The organism is Alteromonas sp. MB-3u-76 (assembly GCF_002831605.1).
GTDB classification, from domain to species: domain Bacteria; phylum Pseudomonadota; class Gammaproteobacteria; order Enterobacterales; family Alteromonadaceae; genus Alteromonas; species Alteromonas hispanica.
Genome location: NZ_CP025115.1, coordinates 1,822,492 through 1,846,666, shown reverse-complemented (window position 1 = coordinate 1,846,666; position 24,175 = coordinate 1,822,492). Strand labels below are relative to the sequence as shown.

The 24,175-nt window shown below is 43.7% G+C and carries 21 protein-coding genes; 8 read left to right on the top strand and 13 right to left on the bottom strand.

Going from position 1 to position 24,175, the window contains the following annotated elements:
- Positions 1 to 7: 7 nt before the first annotated feature.
- From CW735_RS08165 to CW735_RS08155, 3 genes are all read right to left on the bottom strand, one after another.
- Entirely contained in the window at positions 8 to 931 is a 924-nt protein-coding gene (locus CW735_RS08165; RefSeq protein ID WP_232368395.1) for a M23 family metallopeptidase, read from the bottom strand.
- A gap of 131 nt (positions 932 to 1,062) precedes the next feature.
- Positions 1,063 to 1,938, bottom strand: a complete 876-nt coding sequence (locus tag CW735_RS08160) for a 6-carboxytetrahydropterin synthase (RefSeq protein WP_100971669.1) — start codon at positions 1,936 to 1,938, stop codon at positions 1,063 to 1,065.
- 65 nt (positions 1,939 to 2,003) lie between these two features.
- The gene (locus CW735_RS08155; RefSeq protein ID WP_100971667.1) at positions 2,004 to 3,134 is read right to left on the bottom strand and encodes a nucleoid-associated protein; all 1,131 of its coding nucleotides are present in this window, start codon (positions 3,132 to 3,134) and stop codon (positions 2,004 to 2,006) included.
- 159 nt (positions 3,135 to 3,293) lie between these two features.
- Here CW735_RS08155 and CW735_RS08150 point away from each other — a divergent pair, with 159 nt between their 5' ends.
- Together CW735_RS08150 and CW735_RS08145 are read left to right on the top strand one after the other, a co-directional pair.
- Complete coding sequence (locus CW735_RS08150) at positions 3,294 to 3,509, top strand: DUF1414 domain-containing protein (protein ID WP_100973217.1); 216 nt, start codon at positions 3,294 to 3,296, stop codon at positions 3,507 to 3,509.
- A 12-nt stretch (positions 3,510 to 3,521) separates the two neighbouring features.
- Complete coding sequence (locus CW735_RS08145; protein WP_100971665.1) at positions 3,522 to 5,042, top strand: DUF3413 domain-containing protein; 1,521 nt, start codon at positions 3,522 to 3,524, stop codon at positions 5,040 to 5,042.
- 127 nt (positions 5,043 to 5,169) lie between these two features.
- Here CW735_RS08145 and CW735_RS08140 read toward each other — a convergent pair whose 3' ends face one another.
- From CW735_RS08140 to CW735_RS08125, 4 genes are all read right to left on the bottom strand, one after another.
- On the bottom strand, positions 5,170 to 5,796 hold the full coding sequence (locus CW735_RS08140) for a D-glycero-alpha-D-manno-heptose-1,7-bisphosphate 7-phosphatase (RefSeq protein ID WP_100971663.1): 627 nt from the start codon (positions 5,794 to 5,796) through the stop codon (positions 5,170 to 5,172).
- On the bottom strand, positions 5,796 to 6,692 hold the full coding sequence (locus CW735_RS08135) for a putative RNA methyltransferase (protein ID WP_100971661.1): 897 nt from the start codon (positions 6,690 to 6,692) through the stop codon (positions 5,796 to 5,798). The genes CW735_RS08140 and CW735_RS08135 overlap by 1 nt, the downstream gene beginning before the upstream one ends.
- A 97-nt stretch (positions 6,693 to 6,789) precedes the next feature.
- Positions 6,790 to 7,923, bottom strand: a complete 1,134-nt coding sequence (locus tag CW735_RS08130; protein WP_100971659.1) for an enoyl-CoA hydratase/isomerase family protein — start codon at positions 7,921 to 7,923, stop codon at positions 6,790 to 6,792.
- A 20-nt stretch (positions 7,924 to 7,943) separates the two neighbouring features.
- Entirely contained in the window at positions 7,944 to 9,098 is a 1,155-nt protein-coding gene (locus CW735_RS08125; RefSeq protein ID WP_100971657.1) for an acyl-CoA dehydrogenase family protein, read from the bottom strand.
- 298 nt (positions 9,099 to 9,396) lie between these two features.
- Between CW735_RS08125 and CW735_RS08120 the strand changes: the two genes are divergently transcribed.
- Positions 9,397 to 10,929, top strand: coding sequence for a response regulator (locus tag CW735_RS08120; RefSeq protein WP_332310106.1), 1,533 nt, complete (start codon positions 9,397 to 9,399; stop codon positions 10,927 to 10,929).
- Positions 10,930 to 10,940: 11 nt separating this feature from the next.
- Here the strand turns inward: CW735_RS08120 and CW735_RS08115 are convergent, their stop codons facing one another.
- Positions 10,941 to 11,801: an NAD(P)-dependent oxidoreductase gene (locus CW735_RS08115; RefSeq protein WP_100971655.1), complete on the bottom strand. Its 861-nt coding sequence runs from the start codon at positions 11,799 to 11,801 to the stop codon at positions 10,941 to 10,943.
- A gap of 209 nt (positions 11,802 to 12,010) precedes the next feature.
- Here CW735_RS08115 and CW735_RS08110 point away from each other — a divergent pair, with 209 nt between their 5' ends.
- Both CW735_RS08110 and CW735_RS08105 read left to right on the top strand, forming a co-directional pair.
- Entirely contained in the window at positions 12,011 to 12,496 is a 486-nt protein-coding gene (locus CW735_RS08110) for a glutathione peroxidase (RefSeq protein WP_100971653.1), read from the top strand.
- Between the two features lie 29 nt (positions 12,497 to 12,525).
- Entirely contained in the window at positions 12,526 to 13,527 is a 1,002-nt protein-coding gene (locus CW735_RS08105) for a 2-hydroxyacid dehydrogenase (protein ID WP_100971651.1), read from the top strand.
- 30 nt (positions 13,528 to 13,557) lie between these two features.
- On the opposite strand, the gene CW735_RS08100 is transcribed toward CW735_RS08105, so the two are convergent.
- The 4 genes from CW735_RS08100 to sohB all read right to left on the bottom strand — a co-directional run bounded on the left by CW735_RS08100 (position 13,558) and on the right by sohB (position 16,965).
- Positions 13,558 to 14,316 (bottom strand): methyltransferase, encoded by a 759-nt coding sequence (locus CW735_RS08100; protein ID WP_071979735.1) that lies wholly within the window; start codon positions 14,314 to 14,316, stop codon positions 13,558 to 13,560.
- Between the two features lie 24 nt (positions 14,317 to 14,340).
- The gene (locus CW735_RS08095; RefSeq protein WP_071979736.1) at positions 14,341 to 15,102 is read right to left on the bottom strand and encodes a Nif3-like dinuclear metal center hexameric protein; all 762 of its coding nucleotides are present in this window, start codon (positions 15,100 to 15,102) and stop codon (positions 14,341 to 14,343) included.
- Between the two features lie 156 nt (positions 15,103 to 15,258).
- Positions 15,259 to 15,882: a TetR/AcrR family transcriptional regulator gene (locus tag CW735_RS08090; protein ID WP_100971649.1), complete on the bottom strand. Its 624-nt coding sequence runs from the start codon at positions 15,880 to 15,882 to the stop codon at positions 15,259 to 15,261.
- A 60-nt stretch (positions 15,883 to 15,942) separates the two neighbouring features.
- Positions 15,943 to 16,965, bottom strand: coding sequence for a protease SohB (gene sohB, locus CW735_RS08085; RefSeq protein ID WP_071979738.1), 1,023 nt, complete (start codon positions 16,963 to 16,965; stop codon positions 15,943 to 15,945).
- A 434-nt stretch (positions 16,966 to 17,399) separates the two neighbouring features.
- Between sohB and CW735_RS08080 the strand changes: the two genes are divergently transcribed.
- Positions 17,400 to 19,994, top strand: coding sequence for a VolA/Pla-1 family phospholipase (locus tag CW735_RS08080; RefSeq protein ID WP_071979739.1), 2,595 nt, complete (start codon positions 17,400 to 17,402; stop codon positions 19,992 to 19,994).
- 226 nt (positions 19,995 to 20,220) lie between these two features.
- The gene (locus tag CW735_RS08075) at positions 20,221 to 20,964 is read left to right on the top strand and encodes a YciK family oxidoreductase (RefSeq protein WP_071979740.1); all 744 of its coding nucleotides are present in this window, start codon (positions 20,221 to 20,223) and stop codon (positions 20,962 to 20,964) included.
- A 125-nt stretch (positions 20,965 to 21,089) separates the two neighbouring features.
- On the opposite strand, the gene glnS is transcribed toward CW735_RS08075, so the two are convergent.
- Entirely contained in the window at positions 21,090 to 22,757 is a 1,668-nt protein-coding gene (glnS, locus tag CW735_RS08070) for a glutamine--tRNA ligase (protein ID WP_100971647.1), read from the bottom strand.
- 381 nt (positions 22,758 to 23,138) lie between these two features.
- On the opposite strand from glnS, the gene CW735_RS08065 reads away from it, so the two are divergent.
- The gene (locus tag CW735_RS08065) at positions 23,139 to 24,170 is read left to right on the top strand and encodes a LacI family DNA-binding transcriptional regulator (protein WP_071981260.1); all 1,032 of its coding nucleotides are present in this window, start codon (positions 23,139 to 23,141) and stop codon (positions 24,168 to 24,170) included.
- The last annotated feature ends 5 nt before the right edge of the window (positions 24,171 to 24,175 follow it).

Below are 24,175 nucleotides of genomic sequence, written 5' to 3'. Positions count from 1 at the left end.
TGAACGGTTAATCGTCTGGGTTTCCAGAAACTACCGTTTGCGGGTCTAAGCGCATTTTCCCCAGATTAATCCTCCAATCTAGATGCGGGCCTGTCGCTCGTCCCGTTGCACCTATGGTGCCTATTTGCTCCCCTTTCTTAACATAATCACCCACGTTAACCGTCATGGTGTCGAGGTGGAGGAAGGTCGAGAACACTTGCATGCCATGGTCTAGGATCAGCGTATTCCCTGAATAATATAAATCATCGGCTAGCGTTACCACACCATCAACAGGTGCAAAAACCGGTGTTCCTGTGGGCGCACCTACATCAACACCATAGTGAGGCCATTTCGGCACACCATTTAATATACGCTGACTACCGTAAACGCCTGTTATCGGGCCCTTTGCGGGCCATTCAAAGCGCGTGAATAGAGCATCTAAGTCGCTACTGTTACCTCGCGCTTTTGCTACATTGCGATTGTCTTTATTAATACGCGCAGTGACTGATGCCGGAGGGGTGACCATTTTTGGCTCTAAACCGTCGATACGCTGAATGTCATATTCCCGCTCTTCCAATGTTATTTCGCGTGTTATTACACTGCCTTTGGGGGCCTTTACCGTTAGCACGTGGTTTAGTTTTGCATCCCTTGCAAATCCAACAACAAACTTTCCGTCTTTATTTACGGCGACGGGTTGCTCATTAAGCAGTACGGTAGAACCTTTGGGAACCTCACCTCTCAGAAGCGCACCTTGGGTGAACTTGCCATTTAATTTGAGTGGCGAGGTGGCCTGTGTTGAATTAGGGGCGTTCTCATCGACTAATTGGCTAGCGGATGCATCGCTTATCGCAACTACGCTAAGTAGCATAGCGGCGGCTAACGACCCTAGAACACCGCTAAACCGTGCATTTTTGAAAATAATGCACGGTATAAAAGAATTATTAACCATCATATTCAACATCTCGCATCCCTACTATAACTTTTACCTTGAAACGAAAATACGTAAATTTTTCAAAGCGTTAAAAAGTTACGCATAACCAAAATAAGTAATAAATAATGCATTAATTTTAACTCTCAACAGCTTTAACCACTTACGATAGCGCCTTTACCTACACCCTCATAAGCAATGACTCGGCACTCGCTATTAGGTGATTTTTTCTTTTGTTCTTGCAATAAGTATTGTGCTAAACACTCTACTGTCGAGTCGGTTTCGATGACTTCGCATATCGATTTAGGGATAACTAGCTCGAAATAGCCTTGAGAAGCTTCATAAGCAAAGCAATAGTAGTCTTCTGGCACATCAACGCTACCAGAAAGTTTTCTCTCGCTATAACGGATTTCATCCTCAAGGGTCGCCACATAAATGTCTTCCCAGCGGTCAGCCCAATAGCGCTGACTTTCTTCGCAAATTTCGCCATTAATATAAATATCAATTCGAGAACGATGACCGTGGGCAATACGCTGACAATTGCCGTCGTGTTTTTTAAGACCGTGGGTATAGTGATAAAAAGGAGATTCAATGACCTCTGTTCTCAAATGAAGCGTTAGGTTGTCTACATTTTCAGGCAGGTGAGTAGCGAGCACCTCTTTTAAATACACCCCCACAGATTCCATGGTGATTACGTCGGAATAGAGAATGGCGTAAGCTTCTGCTGGGCAGTAAAGCATTATTTTCTCGCCGTTTTCACGAGTAAAACGCACTTCAACTTGTTCACTGTCTTCGTCGTGAATAACCTCAGAACCCCGGTACTCTGCGGGTACAAGAAGCTTATGATCGACATATTCATCTATCAATCTTTTAAGATTTTTTTTCACATGCCCAAAATCTTGAACCATACTTTCTTCGTTCAGTTCGCCGTCTAGGACTACATCGACAATCCAACTTTCTCCCACCATACCGCGTTTTGGGCAAAGGTAAGAGAAGTCCATCACCGTCAAATCATTTACAAATAATTGCATAACACCCTTTGATCGAGTTTATATTCTGTCGTTAGTATACTTTTTTTATTAATGAAACGCAGTCTTTAGTCCATTGAGGATTGGCGATTCAACTGGTCTTTTAAGTTCGGTGGAATACCGCGAATGGTAAGTGTATCCGTAGCGGGGTCGTAAAAAACTCTATCGCCCATGAGCTTTCTTTCAAAGCTTACCGATACGCCACCACCTTGGCCGGTAAATTTTGCTAGCTGTTTTAATGCCGCGGGATCCGGTTGAATCTCTCTCTCTAACGGATTTTCCAAAGAGTCTGTGAATGCCGCAAAATTGTTCTTTGTCTCATCATTGGTCGGTAAACGGTTAGCTAACTCGTCCACGGAAAGTGTTTCTCCGGCATCAATTTTTTCTTTAAAATAATTTTTCACTTCTTCACGGTGTTGATGCTGCTCTTGTGGATCGAGGGACTCACTAGCCAAATAGGCATCTACAGAGGAAATGAGCTGTTTATTTTGCTGTTTTACATCTACAAGTTCTTCGCAACCCACAAATTGCATGAAGAAATCTGAGACTTTCCGGCCCATTCTTCCTTTAATAAAGCTTACGTAACGCTGTTGTTCTGGCTGTACGTCCAACTGCGTTAGGTCAAAGCGAACAGCAAGCTGCATTTTTGCTAAGTCGAGATGCTCTCGTGACGACAAGTCGAGAGAGTTAGTTACTTCAACGTGAGAACGAGTATTCAGTAACGCAATCATAAGGTATTGAGTTGCTAGGAACTCATATTGACAGAATATAAGAAAACCCGTCTCTACCGTTCCTGTATCAACTAAGGTTTTAACTAAGCGATTGGTGGCGTCTAGCGAGAAATCATGGAATGCATTTTCCACATTGTCGCCCCCAGCCTTATGTGCTGACAGGTATTTCTTAAGGCCCTCAGCAAAACCGGAAACATCGTGTGTAGAAGGAGTGTCACTTTGACCATCACTCGATTCAGTCTTCTCGCCGTCATCTGAAGGTTGGACACTTGAGATGCTTGGCGCTTCAGATACAAAATGCCCTACGCCTTTACCCGGCTTAGCATTAAAACTGTGATTTATTTGGTGAGCCAAAGACTCAATTTCAGGGGTAACCGCGAGACATTTATCTCTGGGGACCGCCTCTATTTTCTCTTCTTTATTGACGATTAAACGGTGAACGACAAAGTGGTGAATCAGTGCACTCATAATTTATCGGGTGTCCTGTTGCTTAAAAAGTGTATGAAATGCCCAAAGAATTAAGGGTTTTTAGAATGAATGATTGTACTCACCCAAACAACGATTATAATCATTTTACGAGTAAAACCATTCTTTTTATCAAAGAAAACTTTAAAAAGAGGCGTAGCAATGCCCCAAACAAGCCGTTACAGCAACGACGAATTCGAAGCGCTCATGAACAAGGTAATGTTAACACTTGAGGAAAGCGGTGCAAATCGCGATCTTTCCCTCATGGTGTTAGGAAATGTTATTACCCATATTCTCAATACCCAAGTAAAACCAGAAAGTCGTGAAGCAATGGCATCTCAATTTGCCGACGTTTTGAAAAAAAGTGTCAAAGCATAAAAAGGTAGTTTCATGATCCTTGCCGAATCTCCCCGCCGCCAGCGTGTTACCAAACTTGTAAACTGGGGGCACTGGTTTGCGCTTGCGAATATTATTATCGCTATCGTTATTGCCTCTATATTTGTATTTTCATCGCCAATGCCAGGGACAGGTGTCGGTACAATTTATTTGCTGGCAAATTGGTTTGGTCACATCGGATTTATGACGTTCTTCGGATTTGTCATATTTATACTTCCGCTCTGCTATCTGGTTTCAAATTCAAGAATAATAAAGGCTAGTGCATCTGTTATTGCAGCTGTGGGCTTGGCCCTACTGGCTTTCGACGCGCTACTATTCAACCGTACTGGTTTCCATATTAGTTTTCACGCTGCAGACCTGTTACGAAGCGAAGCGCAATCTCAAATTACCATAGAAAATTGGCAACAGTGGGGATTCCTATTTCTGCTTTTCGTTGTTTGGCTTGGTTTCCAACTGGTGTTAGCCAATGCTATCTACAAACGGGTGGAGCGCTTTACGCGCTATAAGATTGGTGTGCCGGTAACTACATTTTTTGTAGCATGCTTTGTGACCAGTCACGCTGTTCATGTATGGGCAGATGCAAAACTCTATCAACCCATTATAAAGCAGGACAATATGTTCCCGCTCTCCTATCCTGCCACTGCTAAAACCACTATGTCGCGGTATGGCTTACTAGATCTTGCGGCATACGAAGAGCGCAAACAACTTCAGTTCAACCCTGAATTCCATAGCACGACTTATCCTGCGCAGCCAGTTTACTGTTCGGTAGATACGAGTGAAAACTTAACTGTTATCGTGCAAACTGATGACGCCGAAATTGACAATTTGAACACCAAACTAGACCTTAATCGATTTGATAACTATTACTCTACGGCGAGTAACATTAAAGGGTTAATGACGACAGCGTTGTTCGGCGTTCCTGAAATATATCAGGATGCACTGTCTGAAAAGCGGCCTGTTTTGTTAGCTCTGCCTTTAGGCTCTGGTATGCCTGTGTCGGTTCACAGTGATGCGCCATTACCTATGTCTCAACTGTCTGGCTATGTAAAGAAAGACGCTGGTGAAAGTGACGGGCTGAATATTGCCTTTATAAAAGGTGAAGACATAGCGCAGTACACCGCAAGAGCCCTTGAGCGCGAGCATAAGGTTATTGTTGCAACAGGCTATGGAAGCGCGACGGGTAAAGGCACCCTGTTTAGCAACTTTTCGCTAGATGCTGACATTGCAAGTACTGAAGATCTGGCGCCAACGATCCTCAATGCACTAGGTTGTAATGCTCCTATTACTTTTTATTCTACTGGTCAAAATTTACTGTCACCTGCTCGCCCTTGGTTGGTGAGTACTTCAGGAGAGCGAATTGTAGTTATTCACGATAATAAGCGTACAGACGTACTGAGTAACGGTAGCTATGAAATTACAGAAATTAGCACTGGCAAACGAAGTAATGATGCTTTAAACGTTGACTTACTAAGCCAAGCAATTAAGCACTTGTCGCGGTTTTCTACCCAAAATTGATTGCAAAAGAAGCCTTTATTGGCGTTTGAGCGTGTCAACGCTTAGGCGCCTAGGCTGTGCTTTCGATGATTTTTTGCATCAACAGATGAAATTATCACACTATCTTTTCCCATCTCTTTCACAACTTTTATGGTGTTGAACTGTGTGGATGCGGCACCTGATTTAGTTGGGTAACCTGTATTACCGAAGTAATTTCACTAGATTTAGGCATGGCTTGTTCAGACAAATAGTAACTCTTTGAAATACCCGCTGCATGAGCGGCTTCAATATCTCTCCAACTGTCTCCAATAAGTATACTGGCGCTTAAGTTAATCACTAAGTCATCGGCTGCTTGTAACAGCATTCCTGGCTTGGGCTTTCTACAATTACAGGGTACGGCATACTGCGCTATCGCACCGTCAACATGATGTGGGCAATAATAAATAGCTATTTCGCCTACCCCGCGCTGTGCAAAGTCTGCTTTTACCGCGTTCATCAAAACACTAAAGTCTTGCTCTGTATAAAGCCCCCTAGCTATACCACTTTGATTGGTTACGATTACTATCTTATAGCCGTAATCTGAGTATGATTTTACTAGCTCGAAGATTCCATCAAGGTATTCAAAATCTTTATAATGTCCTACATACCCATGGTCGACATTAATCACCCCATCTCTGTCTAAGAAAAGCGCTTTGCTTTCTGTTTTTGAGCTTTGTGTTTTTAGGCTTTTAGACTGTGCCTCGCGACTAATTGTAGGGTCAGCGACATTTTTCATTATTGTTTAACCCACAGTTGAATATGAAAATGGGCTGTCACTTTAGATAATGAATTGACAACCTTCTCAATGCTATCAGGAGGTAACTTCCAATAGAACGGCGTCATTTTAACAAGCGACAAGGCTTGCTCCTTATCAGCCAGTTGAATAGAAAAGCCTAGCTTTTCGTTTTTCACTCGCGAAAATCCCTCGCGTTCAGTGTTATCTGTCTGGTGCTTTTGAGGTTCACTATACACTTGCTCCTTTATTTCAAAGAGATGATCCTCGGCTGGGTCTACAGTAACAAGCAAACCACCTTCTGACGCAAGCACACGGTGGTATTCTTCGTTACTACCCGGTGCAAACACCTGAATCACCGCATTCTGAGTTGCAGATGCTATGGGTAAATCGAAACTACTTGCAACCACGAATTCTTGTTCTTTAAACGCTTTGGCCGCAAGTTCTACCGCGATTTTAGAAATATCGCTTCCTGCGCCAACACTAAACACACCTAAGCTATTAAGACCATTTACCACCGCATTTAGATAGCTTCCCTCACCGCAACCGGCATCGTATATACGTAATGTTGAGGAGTGTGAATGTGTGCTTGATCTTACTGGGCTTGCTGTTACTGGGCTTGACATGCCTGCGCTTGACCCTGCTGCATTCGCTTGAAAATATTCACTAATCAGTTCGACCATATGGTCTTTAAGCGGTTTGTAAGCATTTTGCTGATGAAAGGCCCTTCTTGCTTTTACCATTGCTTTGTCATCACCGGGCATCTTTGATTTTTTAAACTGCACCGGTAGCAAATTTACATAACCTGATTTAGCTTTATCAAACGAGTGGTTATTTTCACAGCGTACTGGTATGTCGCTTAAGGAAATTGGAGATTTACAAAGTGGGCATAGCCACATAAAAAGAATCTTTCTATGAATGAATAGGCTATTGAGTGTAACAAATCGAGTACACAGACAGCAATCTCATGTTTGCCGATTGCTGCCCGTGATTAGTTTAAGTTAAAGAGCTTCCTTGCGTTAATGAGGCTAATGGATGTTGGCTATCTTCCCAGGGAGAAGAAAAGAAATGTTCAACTATGCCAGCGGGAACATCATCTACTGTCGCGTATTTCCATTTCGGAGACATATCTTTGTCAATCAATAATGCGCGAACGCCTTCTTGGAATTCGCCGCTTTCTCCGCAACGACAAGACATATTCACTTCCATCTGAAAGCACTCTGCCAATGTCATTTTAGCGCCTCGTTGACACTGTTGATATACTAAGTGCATGGTAATGGGCGACCCTTTTTGCAGTGTGCCCTGCGCTCGACTTAACCATTTGTCGCCGTTAACATCAGCTTGCAATATCGACGTCACAACCTCTTTAGCACTGTTACCCTCACATAGCGAATTTATTAGGTCTAGGTGTTGCTCAATATTACTATGTGGGATTTCGTCAGGCTGCTTCAAACTGCTCAATAAATGCGTGGCTTGGTTAGCGAGATCTTCCTGTTCCCACTGATGTTGCATAAAGCGCTCTATCAATGCTTCTTTTTCAGATGCTGCAACAAGGTTATCGCCCAAGCCAACAAAGCAGGCGTCTGCTCCATTCATCTGACCGCCGGTTAGACCTAAAAACAAGCCTGTCTTTCCAGGAAGCCGCGGTAAGAAATAGCTTCCGCCAACATCTGGGTACAAACCAATACTAATTTCCGGCATAGCAAGTCGAGACGTTTCAGTAACCACTCGGTGGCTGGCTCCGCATAGAAGCCCCATGCCGCCACCCATTACAATACCCGCTCCCCAAACAACAATAGGTTTTGCGTAGTTGTGAATGGTGTAGTCGAGGGTGTACTCTGTTTTAAAAAACGTTTCCAGGAAATCGGGGACACCGCCTTCAGCTTCTACCATTGAACGATACATAGATACAATATCGCCTCCGGCGCAAAACGCTTTGTCACCCGCGGAGTCTATTATGACCGAAACCACATCGCTTCGGCTTTGCCAAGCCAATAGCGCGTCCAACATAATTGTGGCCATGTCTAAATCTAGCGCATTCAGTGCCTTTGGTTTATTTAATGTTAAACGGCCAATTACATGATCGGAGCTTTTTGTTGAAAGCTCCTCAACAATAACAACTTCATCCATTTTGCGACTCCCTAAAAAAGTTAAAGAATACTGCGTTCATCTGACAACAAGCGTCTGCCTATAATTACACGCATTATTTCGTTTGTCCCTTCAAGAATCTGATGCACTCGCACATCACGGAAATGCCGCTCAAGAGGATATTCCTTAATATAACCATACCCGCCGTGTAACTGCAGCGCGTCATTACACACATTAAACCCGACATCTGTTGCAAAGCGTTTGGCCATAGCACAGTAAGTGGTTTTGTCAGCATCGTTATTGTCGAGTTTACACGCCGCCATACGCACCATTTGACGAGCAGCGACTAACTCTGTAGCCATGTCTGCCAACTTAAACTGAAGCGCTTGAAATCCGGCAATGGGTTTACCGAATTGCTCACGTTCGTTCATGTAGTCTCGGGCTACATTTAGCGCTTGTTGCGCTGTCCCGACGGAGCAAGTAGCAATGTTTATGCGGCCACCGTCTAGGCCCTGCATCGCCATCTTGAAGCCCTCGCCTTCTTCACCAAGACGCCAAGCATCGTTCAACTTTACATTGTCAAAGGTAATCATTCGAGTGGGCTGAGCATTCCACCCCATTTTTTCTTCTGCTTTACCATAAATAATGCCGTCGCTATCGGCCGGTACTGCAAAAGCAGACACGCCTTTAGGTCCGTCACCGCCAGTTCTCGCCATAACCACAAGTACGTCGGTGCTGCCTGCTCCAGAAATAAATACCTTAGCGCCGTTAAGTACATACCCATCTTCTGTTTTCGTTGCTTTCGTTTTTAACGAGGCTGCATCTGAGCCAGCACCTGGCTCGGTAAGACAGTAAGACGCTAACTTGTTACCACTGACTAGGTCTTCACACCACTGGGCTTTTACATCTTCGCTACCCCACAATGCAATCATCCATGTGGCCATGTTATGAATGGTCAACATGGCAGTGGTTGTAGTACACCCCATCGATAGTTGTTCAAAAATAATTGATGAGTCTAATCGTGAAAGCCCTAGCCCGCCGGCTTCTTCTGGTGTATACAAACCACAAAAGCCAAGCTCGCCAGCTTTCTTTATAGCCTCAACTGGAAAGTGATGCTCTTTGTCCCACATCGCAGCATGAGGTGCGAGTTCTTGTTGTGCAAACTGACGCGCCGTATCTTCAAACGCCAGTTGGTCATCATTCAATTCAAAGTTCATGTTATTTGCCTTTTATCATTGCGACTTTACACTGTATTAACACAATAACTAAAAGTTACCCCTTACGTAAACGTAAAGGTAAAACATTAATTAAATTATAATTACAGGCACGTAAATAATTTGTGACGACAGAGAAAGCATCTCTTTGCTAGGACGTGTGAATGAATGTTACGTGCAGTTTTACAGGTTCACTGGTAAGCTATTAAAAGAGTTAAGTACAACCTTGGTTTCTGTGGAATTACGAGCCGCTATTATTGAAGACAACGCGACTGCACGCACTGCGCTGCGCGGCCACGTTATGTCGATTGCCAATTTATCAGTAAGTAGCTACACATCAGGTGTTGAGTTAAAGGCTGCGCTGCGAAAACAAAATTTCGAACTCATCATAATGGATTATCACCTTGGTGAGGGGAAAACCGGCGTTGAATGGCTCCAAAGCTTAAAAGAAGCAGGCTATATAAAACCTAGCACCGGCGTAATATTTCTGACTTCTGATAGAAGCGGTCAAGTTATTGGTCGTATCATGGATTTACAGCCCGATATCTTGCTTATCAAACCCTACACCATTGCCTCTCTTTCTCGCCAAATAAAGCATTATTTATATTACCGCGACTTTGTAAAAAATGTTTTGCAGGCATTAGATAATAAACAATTAGAGCGTGCGATAGGGGTTATAAGAAGCAAGATAAAGGAAGGCATCCCTCCTCGATTGGTATCAGATATCCGCAAATTATACGCTCGCTTATTGTATGAAAACGGTGAAATACAGCGAGCACTCAGTATTTATGACGACATTCTTAGTCGCTCGGATAAAGTATTATGGGCGCAGTGGGGTAAAATAAAGTGTCAGTATTCCGCTGGGCAGTGGCCTGATTGTAAAGAACAGCTAAGCTCAATGGTCAACTCAAGCCTTGCCAGAGACGAAGCCTTTGAATGGCTGGCCTCCTTATCCTTTGAACAGCATTCTTATGAAGAGGTTGAAAAATACTTGGAGCAAATAAGATTTAGTGAACTTAGCCTGCCCGCTGCAAAGCTAAAAAGCCTAGCGTTTCAAAAGCAAGATAAGGTAGTAGAAGCTATCGAACTGCTACAAAAGAAACGTGCACTGCATCGTTCAGCAAAAGACAGATTCAATGATTTTACTTTTGAATTAGCAGAGTTTTACCTATTGCTCGCTGAAGACTCACCACAAAGTAACCGAGAAGAAAGTCTGTCTCAGGCACGAAAGTTAGTGGGCATAGCAGGCCGTAATCAATCTGATAGCCAAGTTTTACAAAAAAGAGATTACCTACTCGCCTTCTCTTCAGTTCTCGATGATGATTTGGAAAAAGCAGCACACTTTTTAGATGCTGACTATATGGAAAACCATTTAAGGACTGAACCCGCGACCCTTGTTATAGCAGCAAAAGTCCACCACAGCCTTGGCGATGAGCGCAAAGCTGGTGAACTTTTGCTTATGGCAAAGCAAAAGAACAGCGACGTTCAAGGTATTTCTGAGCAAGTAATGAACGACGAGTCCATCTTTGCAGGTGGTGAACGTTTAGGGCTTAATCATGAACAGGCGATAGCCATAAATGATACGGGTACACAGCTTTTCATTGAAGGTATGTTTAGCCAGGCCATGAAACACTTCTATGACGCATTCCAACTATCACCAGAAACCGCTGCCTTTGGACTTAATTTACTTCAATGCATGATTGAAGCTGACACCGCTGTCTATCGGCGTTATGGCATTCACAAGCTGCTCGACACCCTATCTGAACTGCAACTAAGTGAAACAAATCGAGGGCGTCTAGAGCAGCTTACGCTATTAGTGCAAGAAAATAGTTAAAAGATTTTTCGTTACTTTAAGCGGGTTAATAAACTCGATGTATCCCATCGCCCGCCACCAAGCTTTTGCACATCGGCATAATATTGGTCGACCAAGGCGGTCAATGCTAGCGTGGAACCATTGCGTTTAGCTTCATCAAGGGCAATGCCTAAATCTTTACGCATCCAATCTACCGCAAAACCAAAATCGTAAGTGTTGGTTAGCATAGTACTTGCGCGATTTTCCATTTGCCACGATTGTGCAGCACCTTTGCTTATTACATCGACCACTGCATTGCAGTCTAAGCCCGCTTTTTGACCAAAGTGCAGTGCCTCTGATAAACCTTGTACGATGCCGGCAATGCAAATTTGATTCATCATTTTGGCCAATTGGCCACTACCGCACTGTCCCAGTAATTGACTATGGCGTGCATAAACATCAATAACAGGTTGGACGCGTGAGAAAATCTGATCTTCACCGCCTACCATAATGGTAAGTTGCCCATTTTCTGCACCTGCTTGCCCACCTGACACCGGCGCATCTAAAAAGTGCACACCTTTGTCGGCACAATGTTTATTCAATTCTCTTGCTGCATCGGCAGAGGCTGTTGTGTGATCGACTAGCACAGAGTTAGGTTTCATTGCGCTAAGCGCACGGGTGCCAATCTCCATTACATCATTATCGTTTCCCACGCACATAAAAACGATGTCTGCCTCTTCCGCAGCTTGCTCGGGAGATGTGGCCAAAGCACCGGCGTACTTTTCCAACCAGTTCTCTGCTTTTTCTTTGGTTCGATTATAAACGGTGACTTTATACCCAGCCCTTGCAAGGTGCCCTGCCATAGGAAAACCCATGACACCGAGTCCTAAAAAGCTTACCTTTAAATCTGACATGCAAAGTACTCTCTTGTTATTTGCGATAAATGAAGCGCTGACCGAGGACATATCAAATACACAGCATGCGTAATCAACAAAGACTGGCTTAATAGTTAAGTAGAATTAAGCTATCTTAGAAAAACACTTACTCGAATATAGATACTGTTCAGCCGCGAATATGATGAGAATATCAGAATTCACAACAACAAAAACATAAAGGATGCAAATTGACTATTTATCAGCATACGGTAACAACAAATAGCGGTAACAACATTCACCTTGAGCAATATAAAGGAAAGGTATTGCTTATTGTTAATACCGCCAGCAAATGTGGATTTACGCCCCAGTACAAAGGGCTAGAAACACTTTACAATAAATATAAAGAGCGTGGATTTGAGGTTCTAGGTTTTCCATGCGACCAGTTTGGTCACCAAGAGCCTGGGTCAGATGAAGATATTGCCGAATTTTGTGAAGTGAATTTCGGTGTTTCTTTCCCCCTTTTCAAAAAAGTTGAGGTTAATGGACCGAACGCGAGCGCAGTGTTCGAACAACTAAAAGAGAAAGCGCCTGGATTACTGGGAACCAAACGCATTAAGTGGAATTTCACAAAGTTTTTAGTCAACCGCCAAGGCGATGTAGTAAAGCGTTATGCGCCAACAATGAAGCCAGGCGATATAGCAAAAGATATTGAGTCTCTGCTTTCTCAACAATAACGGTTAACACACCTCCATAAAGGATGATGATGAAAAAGAAAATAGCGTTTTTCAGTACCCAAGACTATGACCGCCATGTTTTTGATGCAGCGTTAAAGAGCAACGTCTCAAACCAAAAGAAAGACATGGACATCACTTATTTTGAGCATACGCTATGCGCTTCTACCGCGCCTTTATGCCAAGGCTTCGACGTTGTTGTTGCGTTTGTTAATGATGACTTAAACGCTAAAACCATTGAAATACTTGCCAGCTGCAAAGTAAAACACATTGCTTTACGGTGTGCTGGATTCAACAACGTGGACATCAGCGCTGCCGAGGCAGCCAATATTCGGGTTAGCCGAGTTCCAGCTTATAGTCCTGAAACCGTTGCTGAACATACTATCGCACTAATTTTGACTCTTAATCGCAATACGCATAAAGCGTATAACAGAGTGCGAGAAGGTAACTTTCAGTTAAACGGTTTAATGGGATTCACGCTTCACAATAAAACGGTAGGTATTGTAGGTACAGGAAAAATTGGTAAAGCGGTTATTCGAATTCTGCGCGGATTTGGCTGCAAAGTACTTTGCTGTGACCCCTTCGAAGACGAAACGGTAAAAGACCTAGGCGCGTCTTATGTCGATATAGAAACGCTATTTTCTGAAAGTACAATTATTTCGCTTCATTGTCCTCTCACTGAGGACAGCAACCACATGATTAACGAAGCGTCACTTCAAAAAATGCAAGACGGAGTGATGTTAATTAATACGTCGCGAGGCGGATTGGTGGATGACACCGCTCTCATTAATGGACTCAAGCGCAGAAAAATCGGCTATCTCGGCTTAGACGTATACGAGAGAGAGTCTGAGTTGTTCTTTACCGACCGCTCTCATGAAATTATACAGGATGATAATTTTCAGCGCCTTATCACTTTTCCCAATGTTTTGGTAACGGGCCATCAGGGCTTTTTCACTGTAGAAGCGTTGAACGAAATTGCCCATGTAACGTTAGATAATATCATTAACGAGAACAACACTGTTGTACTCGATTAACAGCTTTAATCCAATGCGACGTTTATACAGCTACTTTTTAACAATAATGTGAAAGTATTTACCTAACCACATGTAGGGAGCCTGCTTATGGTACTGCCTCTCAAGCGCTAGCAATTCATCATATTTTGATGCCTGATGCGATATATCACGCATATAATCATGGAAGCAACGCACCCCTGCTTTTTCGACGATTGAAAAACCAAGTGATTCGCAGTATTCCAGTACTTTTAAAGCCGAAAGCGGCTTTTTAGGGTTTAAACGAACCTGCTTTTTCGCCCTCATCCCCTTGGCAATATAGTCAAAGTTGCCATAAATAGCATTCGCAAACAAATTCGCATCGTAATTGAAAAAGCTTAGGCTTAATGTAGTGCCTGCCGCCATGCGATCATAAAGCATCGACAAGGCCTCGTAGGGTTCATCAAGCCATTCAAGCACCGCATGGCACACTACAACGTTGAATGGTGTAAAATCGTTGATGTCCTGCAAAAACTGCTGACGAATTTCTATATTATCGCGAAAACTCGCATTGGCACTTTGGGAAAACAGTTCTTCTGCTTGAACCAATACATCTTTTGATGCGTCTGTGAGCACAATTTTGTGACCCATGGACGCCAAGTACGCTGTCATAACACCCGTTCCGCCACCTATTTCAAGAACGTGAGCGTGGTTAGGTAAGTGAGGGGTAAGCACGTCACACAATAAGGTATGCCTTAACTTACCTTTTGTCGTTCCATAGATATTCTTGGCAAACTTATCCGCGATGCCGTCAAATACATGATCGTCTCTCATTAATTTTTAAACACTTATTATGAGTTAAGCCGGATTGTTGATGTCGACAAAATCAACAGTAACATCAAACTGAGAAGCAATGTGCTCACCTAATGCTTTTGCGCCATACCGCTCTGTCGCGTGGTGCCCAGCGGCATAAAAAGCAATATTTTGCTCTCTGGCTATATGAATAGTTTGCTCAGACACCTCGCCGGTAATAAATGCATCTGCTCCTAAATCGGCCGCTTGCTCTATGAAACCTTGGCCACCACCAGTGCACCAGGCCAGGGTTTTAATTTCACGCTCTTCAGCACCCTCAAGCAAAATAGAGCGACCTAGAACCGCTTTAAGCCGATCTTTTAATTCAGCGGCGGTAATTGCAACGGGGAATTCGCCCTGCATAACAACGCCAATGGGCTTTACCGAAGATAGTGCAGCAACATTTTCGATATCAAGTAAATCTGCTAATTGGCGATTGTTTCCTAATTCAGGATGAACATCGAGTGGAAGGTGGTAAGCATACATGTTTATGTCGTTCTCAATTAACGACTTTAAACGCTGCCTTTTCATACCGGTAATACACTGAGACTCGCCCTTCCAAAAGTAACCATGGTGAACCACAATTGCATCCGCTTTGCGCAGAATGGCTTCGTCGATAAGTGCCTGGCTCGCCGTGACACCAGTGACAATATTGGCGATGTCTTTTACGCCCTCAACTTGCATTCCATTGGGACAATAATCGCTAATTTCATTAACGCGCAGCAGGCCGTCTAAATAAACCTTTAAGTCTTGATTATTTACAGACACATAAACTCCTTTGAAAGGTAGGATTGAGCGACAAAACCATTTAGCTTTATCACCTTGTTGCAGTTCTTTTCGATAGAGTGACATTAAGCCGTATACAGGCTTGTAACTTTGAGCAGTAATTCATGTACGCTTTACTTTTTGCGCATTGTAACAGATTTAGTTACCTGCAACTCCCTGCGCTACAAACGGAATAAGATGAGAGATAACTTCTGCAATATCAACATGTTTTTGAAAGTCAGACTCAACAATTTCTGTTAACGCTTGGCTTGACGCCATAGAGAAAACAAAACTACCAATGGCAAAATGCAGCCTCCAAAACAATTCCTCTTCGGGTACGTGTGGAAGGCAAAGTTGAATTGCGTTAACCAGTGATCTAATGGTGGTTCCATAATGACTCATGATGAAACGCCGAAGATGACCTTGCGTCTCGTTGTAGCCTCTCCCTAGCAACTTCACAAAAGTGGCAGTGCCCTGTTCGCTAACTACATTTAATTCCAGCATAGGAGGAGTTAACGTATACAGCAAATGCTCAACACCTGCTGCGCCTTTTTTAGGTTCGAGGTCTTTTAGACATGCATCGATGTAAGGCATGAGATGATCGAAATATCGTTTAAATACTGCTTGGATCAGGTTCTTCTTACTGCCGAAATGATAATTTACAGACGCTAAGTTAACCCCTGCCCGTGCAGTAATTTCTCTCATAGAGGTTTGAGTAAAACCCTGTTGAGAAAACAAGTATTCCGCTGTATCTAAAATGTCATTTTTAGTGTTTTTTGCCATTTTTATTATCTTTGCGCAGAGCAATAGAGGCCTTATTGGCCTCTCACTTAAACGAGTAATTTAAAACCAGTGTCTGGCTTTGCTCCACGATTTCATCAGAACACGCTCAGCCACAGATGCAGCAGACATTCCAAGCTTTTCGGCAACATTCTTTTTAACCGAATATTTTACGCTAAAGATCTCTCTTTTTGGGTAGTGAGAAAGAATGTAGTCATCGGACGTCGTTATATCGTCGATAAGCCCAAGTTCTTTTGCCTTTATTCCAGGCCAGTACTCACCAGTAGCGACTTTATCTATATTCATTTCTGGGCGTTGGCTATGAACGAAGTCTTTAAATAAAACGTGGATTTCTTCTATTTCTTCTTTAAATTTTGCTCGCCCCTCATCATTGTTCTCGCCAAAGATCGTTAAGGTTCGTTTGAATTCGCCCGCTGTGTGTTGTTCAAATTCGATATCGTTTTTCTTTAACAGCTTATGAAAGTTTGGCAGCTGTGCTAGCACGCCAATGCTACCAATGTAAGCGAATTGTGACGCCAATAGCGTGTCTGCGACACAGGCCATCATATAGCCGCCACTGGCAGCAACCTTATCTACCGCAACTGTTAGCTTAAGCCCTTTTTGCTTTATGCGCTGAAGCTGAGATGCTGCAAGACCGTAACCATGAACAACACCGCCGCCGCTTTCTAAGCGAACTAATACTTCATCGTCTTTATCCGCTACACACAAGATTGCCGTAATCTCTTCTCTCAAATTATCGACTTCTCCAGCATCCATAGAGCCCTTAAAGTCAATAACATATAACCTTGGAGACTTTTCTTCGTCGTCTTTTTGTTTACACTTTGCTTTTTCTTCTTTCTTTTGCTGTTTCGCTAGCTTTTTCGCAGAGTTCTTGTCTAGCAGTACTTGCTTTGCATAGTTAGTAATGTCTTTGAGTTGGTCTGAGATTGATGTGATCTCTAACTGACCTTTACCGTGCTTCTGTTTGTTTGCCACACCAACAATTGTTGCAACAACAACGACAACCGCAACGACCAGCGTTATCGCTTTGGCCACAAATAAGCCATATTCGTACAAAAACTCCAAACCTTACTCCTAGATAATATCTTCTCAAAGCCAACAAGCGTTGAATTATCAACACGTTGATAAAACACAAGACTTACATTTATGCGTATCATACATTTAAGCATTCATATCTTCATCTAACTTTGTACTATTGTTTAAAGTATATTGTAATTAAATCGGTCTATATTGTTGAAGTGATGCGCTCTACATTTACTTTGCTAAGAGCCAATAAGTACTCTTCTGCTTTTCACTGTAATATGATTTTTCAAAGTATTGATAGATATCCCTAACAAATACTTAACAAACCTTTGCAAATAGATAACAAAGTCAATACTATAAGACGAATAATAACTGGTCATACTTGTTAATAGTCTGTTCGAACAGTGATTGTCCACCAATTATTGTGCGAAGAAACAATCGAGTTGACAACTCACCTTAGTATCTTGGGAGAAAGAATGAAAAAACTGTTAATCAGCACAAGTATCTCTGCAGCATTTGTGCTCGCTGGTTGCGGTGGCGGAGATGACTTAGAAACAATTCAAGCGGAAACCGCTATAGAGCGTCCTGCCTCACGAATTTTGTTTGACCCTGCCGGTAGCGTACTTAATGTACCAAGCGATTTGTTTTTTGCTCTGGTAGAGCAGACAGATGATGGAACATTAGAAATGCCTGATGAGGTAGCAGGTCAAGCAGCAAATGGAATACCTGACTTTAGCAACCCCTCAGCAGCTTTAGGCGCGCTTGATGGTTGGTCTACACAGCATCCATTTACTTTCTCTACCTCCCACCCTGCCGGTATCACACTAGACGAAGCCTCAGCGGCAGCGCCTGGTTCGGTACGTCTATTTGAAGGGGCTATTGGCGGCGATTTGAATGACTCTGACTGTACAACTGCACCGCCAATCTCGGGCTGTAAAATATATGAAGAACTAACATTCGGCGTAGATTTCATTACTCAGGCTAGCGGCAACGATGTTGCGGTAATTCCGCTTAAGCCACTTAAAGGGTCAACCACTTACTACGTGGCGGTTACCGATGGACTCAAAGCAAGTGATGGCCAATCAATTAAGCCTTCCACGGCTTACGAGAGCTTACGCCAGGACATTAATAACTTCCCTCTTTCAACTGAGTCACAACTTAGCTTGCAAGGCCTTATTAATTCCTATGAAGGTGTGCTTACCTCACAAGCTGGTGTAAGTAGCGATTCGCTTGTATTCAGTTACACGTTCACAACGCAATCGACTACTGAGATTATTGAGACTGTTAAATCACTCGCGATCGCGCCATTTGCGACTGCGCTTTCACAAGGTGCAACGCCAGCACAAGCTGTTGCAGCAGGCACATTGCCGGTACTTCCAATTGGTGAAGCGGCAGTCGACACTGCGTTTGACGTATTGGCACCAACGCTATTAGGTAGTGCGACGTTGGCACAACTCCAAGCAGTTGGCCTAAATACGTGTTCAGGCCTTGTATCTGCAGTATTGAATCCTGCGTCACCGTTAAACCCTACGGCAACTGAGGTTTTCTCTCAGGTAGCGCCATTTTGTGCCGCCTCAATGAAACAAGGTAGCATCGACTTACCCTATTACCTTGATGCAGAAGATCCACTTAATGGTCGTTGGTCTGCAGCATGTACTAACGGTTTAGCACTGCAAACCATTGGTGCAGAAAACATTGGTGCACTGCTTGCTGACGGTACAATTACAACAGGTCCAAATAATGAATTATGCCAACAAGCAAGTGGTGGGACGTTATTGGACTTAGACCTTACAAACCTAGGTATTAACGATTTGCGTCACGTAACGCGCTACAGCCCAATCCCTGCACGTAAAGGCAGTAACCCTGACGGTACTGAAACACTTGATGTTCAAATTACCGTGCCTGATATCAACATTATCAATATTGTTGCTGCAAACCCAGCATCAGGTGTTAGCCCTATCGCAGCTGTTCCTGAGGCCGGCTGGCCAGTTGTTATCTTGCAACATGGTATCACCTCGCGCAAAGAAGACTTCTTAGCGATTACAGGGGCATTATCACTAGCAGGATACGCAACGGTTGCTATCGATCACCCACTTCACGGTAGTCGTGGCTTCATGATCGACGGCGAAATGGTCAATGCATCAGCGGCGGTTAATGGCGATCCTACGGATTACCTTAACTTAGCGTCATTGCTGACCACACGTGATAACAATCGTCAGAGTATTGTCGATGTAATGGGGCTTCGTCTTGGTTTGAACGCTGTTGTTGATACAACGGGTGGTTCGGTAAAACTTAACGCTAACGACGTATCGTTTGTAGGTCAAAGCTTAGGGTCAATTACTGGAATAAGCAGCGTTGCAATGTCAAATGAATCATTTGGTGAGGGTAACCCGCTTGCAAACTTCGATAATATGTTTGCATTTAATAGTGCGGTATTCAGTGTGCCGGGTGGCGGCACTGCGGCATTCTTACTAGAATCAGTTGCATTTGGTAACTTAATCAAGGCAAACCTACTCGCTTCGTCTTCTGAGGACTTCGTAGCCTTTGTCGGTCAGTATGCCCAAGCAAATGAACTTACCGCTGAACAAGCACTGGTCCCTGCTTTCGTGGAGTTCTACGCAAGTCTGGATGCTACAACCAAAGCCAGTGTCGATGCTACATTTGCACAATTTGCTTTTGCCGCTCAAACGATTACCGACTCGTCTGATCCAAATAACTTTGCTGGTTTGCTTGCTGAAAACTCAGACTTCGTGATACACGAAGTTATCGGCGGTGGTACAAATGATGACGGCAGCACGGCATTGCCTGATCAGGTTATTCCTAACTCTACAGTGAATGCACCAACGTTTGCAGGTACAGAGCCGCTGGCTAAGTTTGCAGGTGTTGCGGGAGTATCAACAACGACGCAGGGAAATAGTTTAGTACGCTTTATTGAAGGTTCACACTCTTCATTGTTAAACCCTAGCCCGAGTGCGGGTGCGACAACAGAGATGCAGCGCGGCGCGGCAGCGTTTATCTCTACTGGTGGCGAAACTGTAGTTATTTTTGACGAGTCAGTAGTGGCCAACTAATAACAACTAATGTCATAGTGAGTGACCAACTTCATTGGTTATTCATATAAAGAATTAAAAACCGATATCAGCATTTGATATCGGTTTTTTTATATATATTTACGCACTTTTTTATCACTATGCATGCATATCGCCTTCTTTACTTGTTCGTCAGTATCAGTATGATCAAGCACCTTACCGCGACATATTATTATGCCGACAAGATTCGGTGCACTTAAGGAATTTAATGAACGACTATCACGCCCCTCGTAATCTACTTGAGAATAAAGTAATACTTATTACCGGTGCCGGAGACGGTATAGGTGCGCAAGCGGCTAAGACTTACGCTGCACACGGTGCAACGTGTATATTGCTTGGTAGAACAGTCTCGAAACTCGAAGCAGTATACGATGACATTGTGAACGCTGGGCATGCCGAACCCGCCATAGTTCCGCTGGATATCAAAGGTGCTACTCCTAATCACTATCAGCAAATGGCGCAAACTATTATTGATCAGTTCGGTCGCTTGGACGGCCTGCTGCACAATGCATCTATTCTCGGTCATTTAAGCGCCTTTAAGGATATTGACCCTCAGGAATGGCAAGATGTGATGCAAATAAACCTCAACGGCATGGTATTCATGACCCAGGCACTTATTCCGGCGTTACTCAAAGCCGAAAACGCTTCTGTGGTTTTCACAACGTCAAGTGTGGGCCGTAAAGGGCGTGCTTTTTGGGGTACTTATGCCGTATCAAAATTTGCCACTGAGGGCGTAATGCAAACGCTAGCTGACGAGTACAAGACCAAGAACGTACGCTTTAATTGCATAAATCCAGGTGGAACCAGGACAAACATGCGCGCACAGGCGTTTCCAGCAGAAGATCCAAATGCACTGAAAACACCTGAAGATATAATGCCCACTTATCTATATCTCATGGGCGATGAAAGTGCAGAGGTTAATGGCGAATCGCTAGACTGTCAGCCGAAATAGGCGCCTAAAGCGCCACACACAAATAAGCCGCGTATTAACGCGGCTTATTTTTTTTAGGGCAGTCATTTTTCAGTTGGCCCGAGTACCAATGAGCGCGAATTTAGCGCCAACTTTCCTTAGAAGGGCTAACCTTCTATTTTTGCCCAGGTATCTCGCAATCCAACAGTGCGGTTGAACACCGGTTTTTCTGGTGTGCTGTCGCTGTCTAAACAAAAATAACCGGTACGCTCAAATTGCCATGCACCCACTGCAGGTACATTATCTATCAAGCCAGCTTCAGCCCAGCCTTGTTTTACTTCAAGAGATTCTGGGTTAATCGCGTCGGTGAAGTTTTCTTCCGCAGCCGGGTTAGGTACATTGAATAAACGGTCATAGAGCCTAAATTCAGCGGCCTTTGCGGTTGCAGCGTCAACCCAGTGAATGACACCTTTTACTTTACGGCCATCAGCAGGGTCTTTGCCAAGCGTATCCGGGTCGTAAGTACAGTACACTGTGGTTACGTTATCGTTTTCGTCTTTTTCTATACGATTAGCTTTAATCACATAGGCATTACGAAGTCGAACTTCTTTATCGAGAACGAGTCGTTTAAATTTCTTGTTCGCCGATTCACGGAAATCTTCAGCTTCAATCCACACTTCACGGCTAAACGTGATGTTACGCGTATCCATTGATTCATCGTTAGGATGATTAGGAGCCGCCAGAGTCTCTGTCGCCCCCTCTTCGTAATTTTCAATAACGACCTTAATGGGATCGAGAACGGCCATAGCACGAGGGGCATTCACATTTAAGTCATCGCGGATACAGGCTTCTAACATGGACATTTCTACCATGTTGTCCATTTTTGTTACGCCAATGCGCTTACAAAATTCGACAATTGAGCCAGGCGTATAGCCCCGGCGTCGCAAGCCAGCTATGGTTGGCATGCGTGGGTCGTCCCACCCATGAACGTGCTTCTCATCAACCAATTGAATAAGGCGGCGTTTACTTAGTACCGTGTATTCCAAGTTAAGACGAGAGAACTCATACTGCTTAGGACTGCAATCGATAGAGATATTTTCAATTACCCAGTCGTATAAACGGCGGTTATCTTGAAATTCCAGTGTACACAACGAATGCGTAATGCCCTCGATAGCATCTGATATACAGTGAGTAAAGTCGTACATTGGGTACACACACCACTTATCACCAGTTTGATGATGGTGGGCGTGCTTTACTCTGTAGATAACAGGGTCGCGCATGCACATGAACGGTGACGTCATATCAATCTTTGCGCGCAGGCTGCACTCGCCTTCGGCATATTCGCCGGCTGTCATTTTTGCGAATTCACGTTTATTAGTCTCAACATCCGTATCGCGATATTCGCTATTTTTGCCCGGCTCTTTCAATGTACCGCGCATTTCTCGCATAATGTCTTGACTAGAAAAATCGACGTAGGCTAAACCTTTGTCGATCAATTCGTTTGCAAAGCCGTGTAGTTGGTCGAAGTAGTTGGAGGAATAACGCTCCTCACCGCTCCATGTAAAACCAAGCCACTTAACGTCTTCTTTTATAGAATTAACAAACGAAATATCTTCTTTTGCTGGGTTCGTGTCGTCAAAACGGAGATTACAGGTACCCGTGTAATCCTTCGCAATTCCGAAGTTCAAGCAAATGGATTTCGCATGACCAATATGAAGAAAGCCATTAGGCTCTGGCGGAAACCGCGTTTTTATTGAGTCATGCAAACCACTGGCAAGATCTTTATCAATGATTTGTCGGATAAAATTGGTCGGACGATGCTCAGTCTCGGCCATTCGCATGTTCCCCTTATGCACAAGTAATTGTAATAATGACGTGAGTATACCACTGACACAATTGCTTCAACCACGTTTTATTGAATTAACACTGACAACTGGTCGAATATGCACCGAAACTTTGTCTGTGCAAATACTCTGACAACAAATTCTTTCACACCCGCCACTTTCACAAAATGAGTGTACTTTTTATTGTGACCACTTATTTTCATTAAGTCTTTGATGTTTAGTTAATAGTTAAAAGACGTATAAACGCTTGCAATCTCACTCTTTCAACATTACAAAACGTACAAAAAAAAAATTCAGAAACCAAACAATCCGAAAAAGTGTGGTAGTCTGAAATTAGCGACAACAATGTCGTTCCAGCGAGAAAAGATGTTTATGAAAGAAAAAGCCACCTCTTTTGATATTGCTCACCTAGCAGGCGTGTCACAATCGACGGTATCAAGAGCGCTCAATAACAGCCCTCTTGTGAACCTAGAGACACGGGAGCGCGTGCAGCGGATAGCACAAGAGCTCAACTATAAAGTTGACAAAAATGCGAGCAATTTAAGAAAACAAAAGAGCAGTACTATTGCATTGTTATTGTTTGAAGATCCAACGTCAGATGATTCAATGATCAATCCCTTTTTTCTTTCGATGCTAGGAAGCATTACACGTGCCTGCGCTAAAGCTAATTACGATCTTTTAGTGTCATTCCAAAACTTAGAAGACGATTGGCACGCAGAATACGAAGATTCCAACAAGGCCGACGGCATTATTTTGCTGGGCTACGGCAATTACACCGATTATCAGACAAAGGTGGCACAACTAGAGTCACAAGGCACCCATTTTGTTCGTTGGGGCGCTCCCGACAAGGCCCACCCTGGCGTGAGTATTGGCTGCGACAATTACCAAGGCGGTCACAGCATTACCGAGCACCTCATATCGTTGGGTAAAAAAACCTTCGCGTTTATTGGCGACAATGGCGAGCACGCACCTGAATTTATGGCTCGTTATAAAGGTTATGAAGACGCGCTAAAACAACATAATTTAAATGAGTGTAGCGTTCAAAGAAATGCGATTTCTACCGAAGACGACGGTTCAGATGCAGTTAAATCGCTTATTGAGTGCGATGAACTTCCCGAAGCAATTGTGTGTGCCTCAGACTTAATTGCCATGGGGGCTCTTCGAGCGCTGCGGCGAGCTAACATCTCTGTGCCTAATGATGTTGCCGTAGTGGGCTATGACAATATTGCCGTTTCTGCATACACCACCCCCGCACTCTCAACCGTGCAACAAAATACAAAGTTAGCAGGCGAATTACTTGTCGATACGTTGTTAAAAGCCATTAACAACGAGCGGGTTGAAGATTACCTGATGCCTGCAGAAGTGATAATTCGACAATCGTGTGGAAACGAAAATGGCGCTTAATCAAG

What these genes read in the sequence shown, in the direction of transcription:
- CW735_RS08165 (WP_232368395.1), bottom strand. Translation starts at nt 931, where the DNA reads ATGATGGTTAATAATTCTTTTATACCGTGCATTATTTTCAAAAATGCA.
- CW735_RS08160 (WP_100971669.1), bottom strand. Translation starts at nt 1,938, where the DNA reads ATGCAATTATTTGTAAATGATTTGACGGTGATGGACTTCTCTTACCTT.
- CW735_RS08155 (WP_100971667.1), bottom strand. Translation starts at nt 3,134, where the DNA reads ATGAGTGCACTGATTCACCACTTTGTCGTTCACCGTTTAATCGTCAAT.
- CW735_RS08150 (WP_100973217.1), top strand. Translation starts at nt 3,294, where the DNA reads ATGCCCCAAACAAGCCGTTACAGCAACGACGAATTCGAAGCGCTCATG.
- CW735_RS08145 (WP_100971665.1), top strand. Translation starts at nt 3,522, where the DNA reads ATGATCCTTGCCGAATCTCCCCGCCGCCAGCGTGTTACCAAACTTGTA.
- CW735_RS08140 (WP_100971663.1), bottom strand. Translation starts at nt 5,796, where the DNA reads ATGAAAAATGTCGCTGACCCTACAATTAGTCGCGAGGCACAGTCTAAA.
- CW735_RS08135 (WP_100971661.1), bottom strand. Translation starts at nt 6,692, where the DNA reads ATGTGGCTATGCCCACTTTGTAAATCTCCAATTTCCTTAAGCGACATA.
- CW735_RS08130 (WP_100971659.1), bottom strand. Translation starts at nt 7,923, where the DNA reads ATGGATGAAGTTGTTATTGTTGAGGAGCTTTCAACAAAAAGCTCCGAT.
- CW735_RS08125 (WP_100971657.1), bottom strand. Translation starts at nt 9,098, where the DNA reads ATGAACTTTGAATTGAATGATGACCAACTGGCGTTTGAAGATACGGCG.
- CW735_RS08120 (WP_332310106.1), top strand. Translation starts at nt 9,397, where the DNA reads ATGTCGATTGCCAATTTATCAGTAAGTAGCTACACATCAGGTGTTGAG.
- CW735_RS08115 (WP_100971655.1), bottom strand. Translation starts at nt 11,801, where the DNA reads ATGTCAGATTTAAAGGTAAGCTTTTTAGGACTCGGTGTCATGGGTTTT.
- CW735_RS08105 (WP_100971651.1), top strand. Translation starts at nt 12,526, where the DNA reads ATGAAAAAGAAAATAGCGTTTTTCAGTACCCAAGACTATGACCGCCAT.
- CW735_RS08100 (WP_071979735.1), bottom strand. Translation starts at nt 14,316, where the DNA reads ATGAGAGACGATCATGTATTTGACGGCATCGCGGATAAGTTTGCCAAG.
- CW735_RS08090 (WP_100971649.1), bottom strand. Translation starts at nt 15,882, where the DNA reads ATGGCAAAAAACACTAAAAATGACATTTTAGATACAGCGGAATACTTG.
- CW735_RS08080 (WP_071979739.1), top strand. Translation starts at nt 17,400, where the DNA reads ATGAAAAAACTGTTAATCAGCACAAGTATCTCTGCAGCATTTGTGCTC.
- CW735_RS08075 (WP_071979740.1), top strand. Translation starts at nt 20,221, where the DNA reads ATGAACGACTATCACGCCCCTCGTAATCTACTTGAGAATAAAGTAATA.
- glnS (WP_100971647.1), bottom strand. Translation starts at nt 22,757, where the DNA reads ATGGCCGAGACTGAGCATCGTCCGACCAATTTTATCCGACAAATCATT.
- CW735_RS08065 (WP_071981260.1), top strand. Translation starts at nt 23,139, where the DNA reads ATGAAAGAAAAAGCCACCTCTTTTGATATTGCTCACCTAGCAGGCGTG.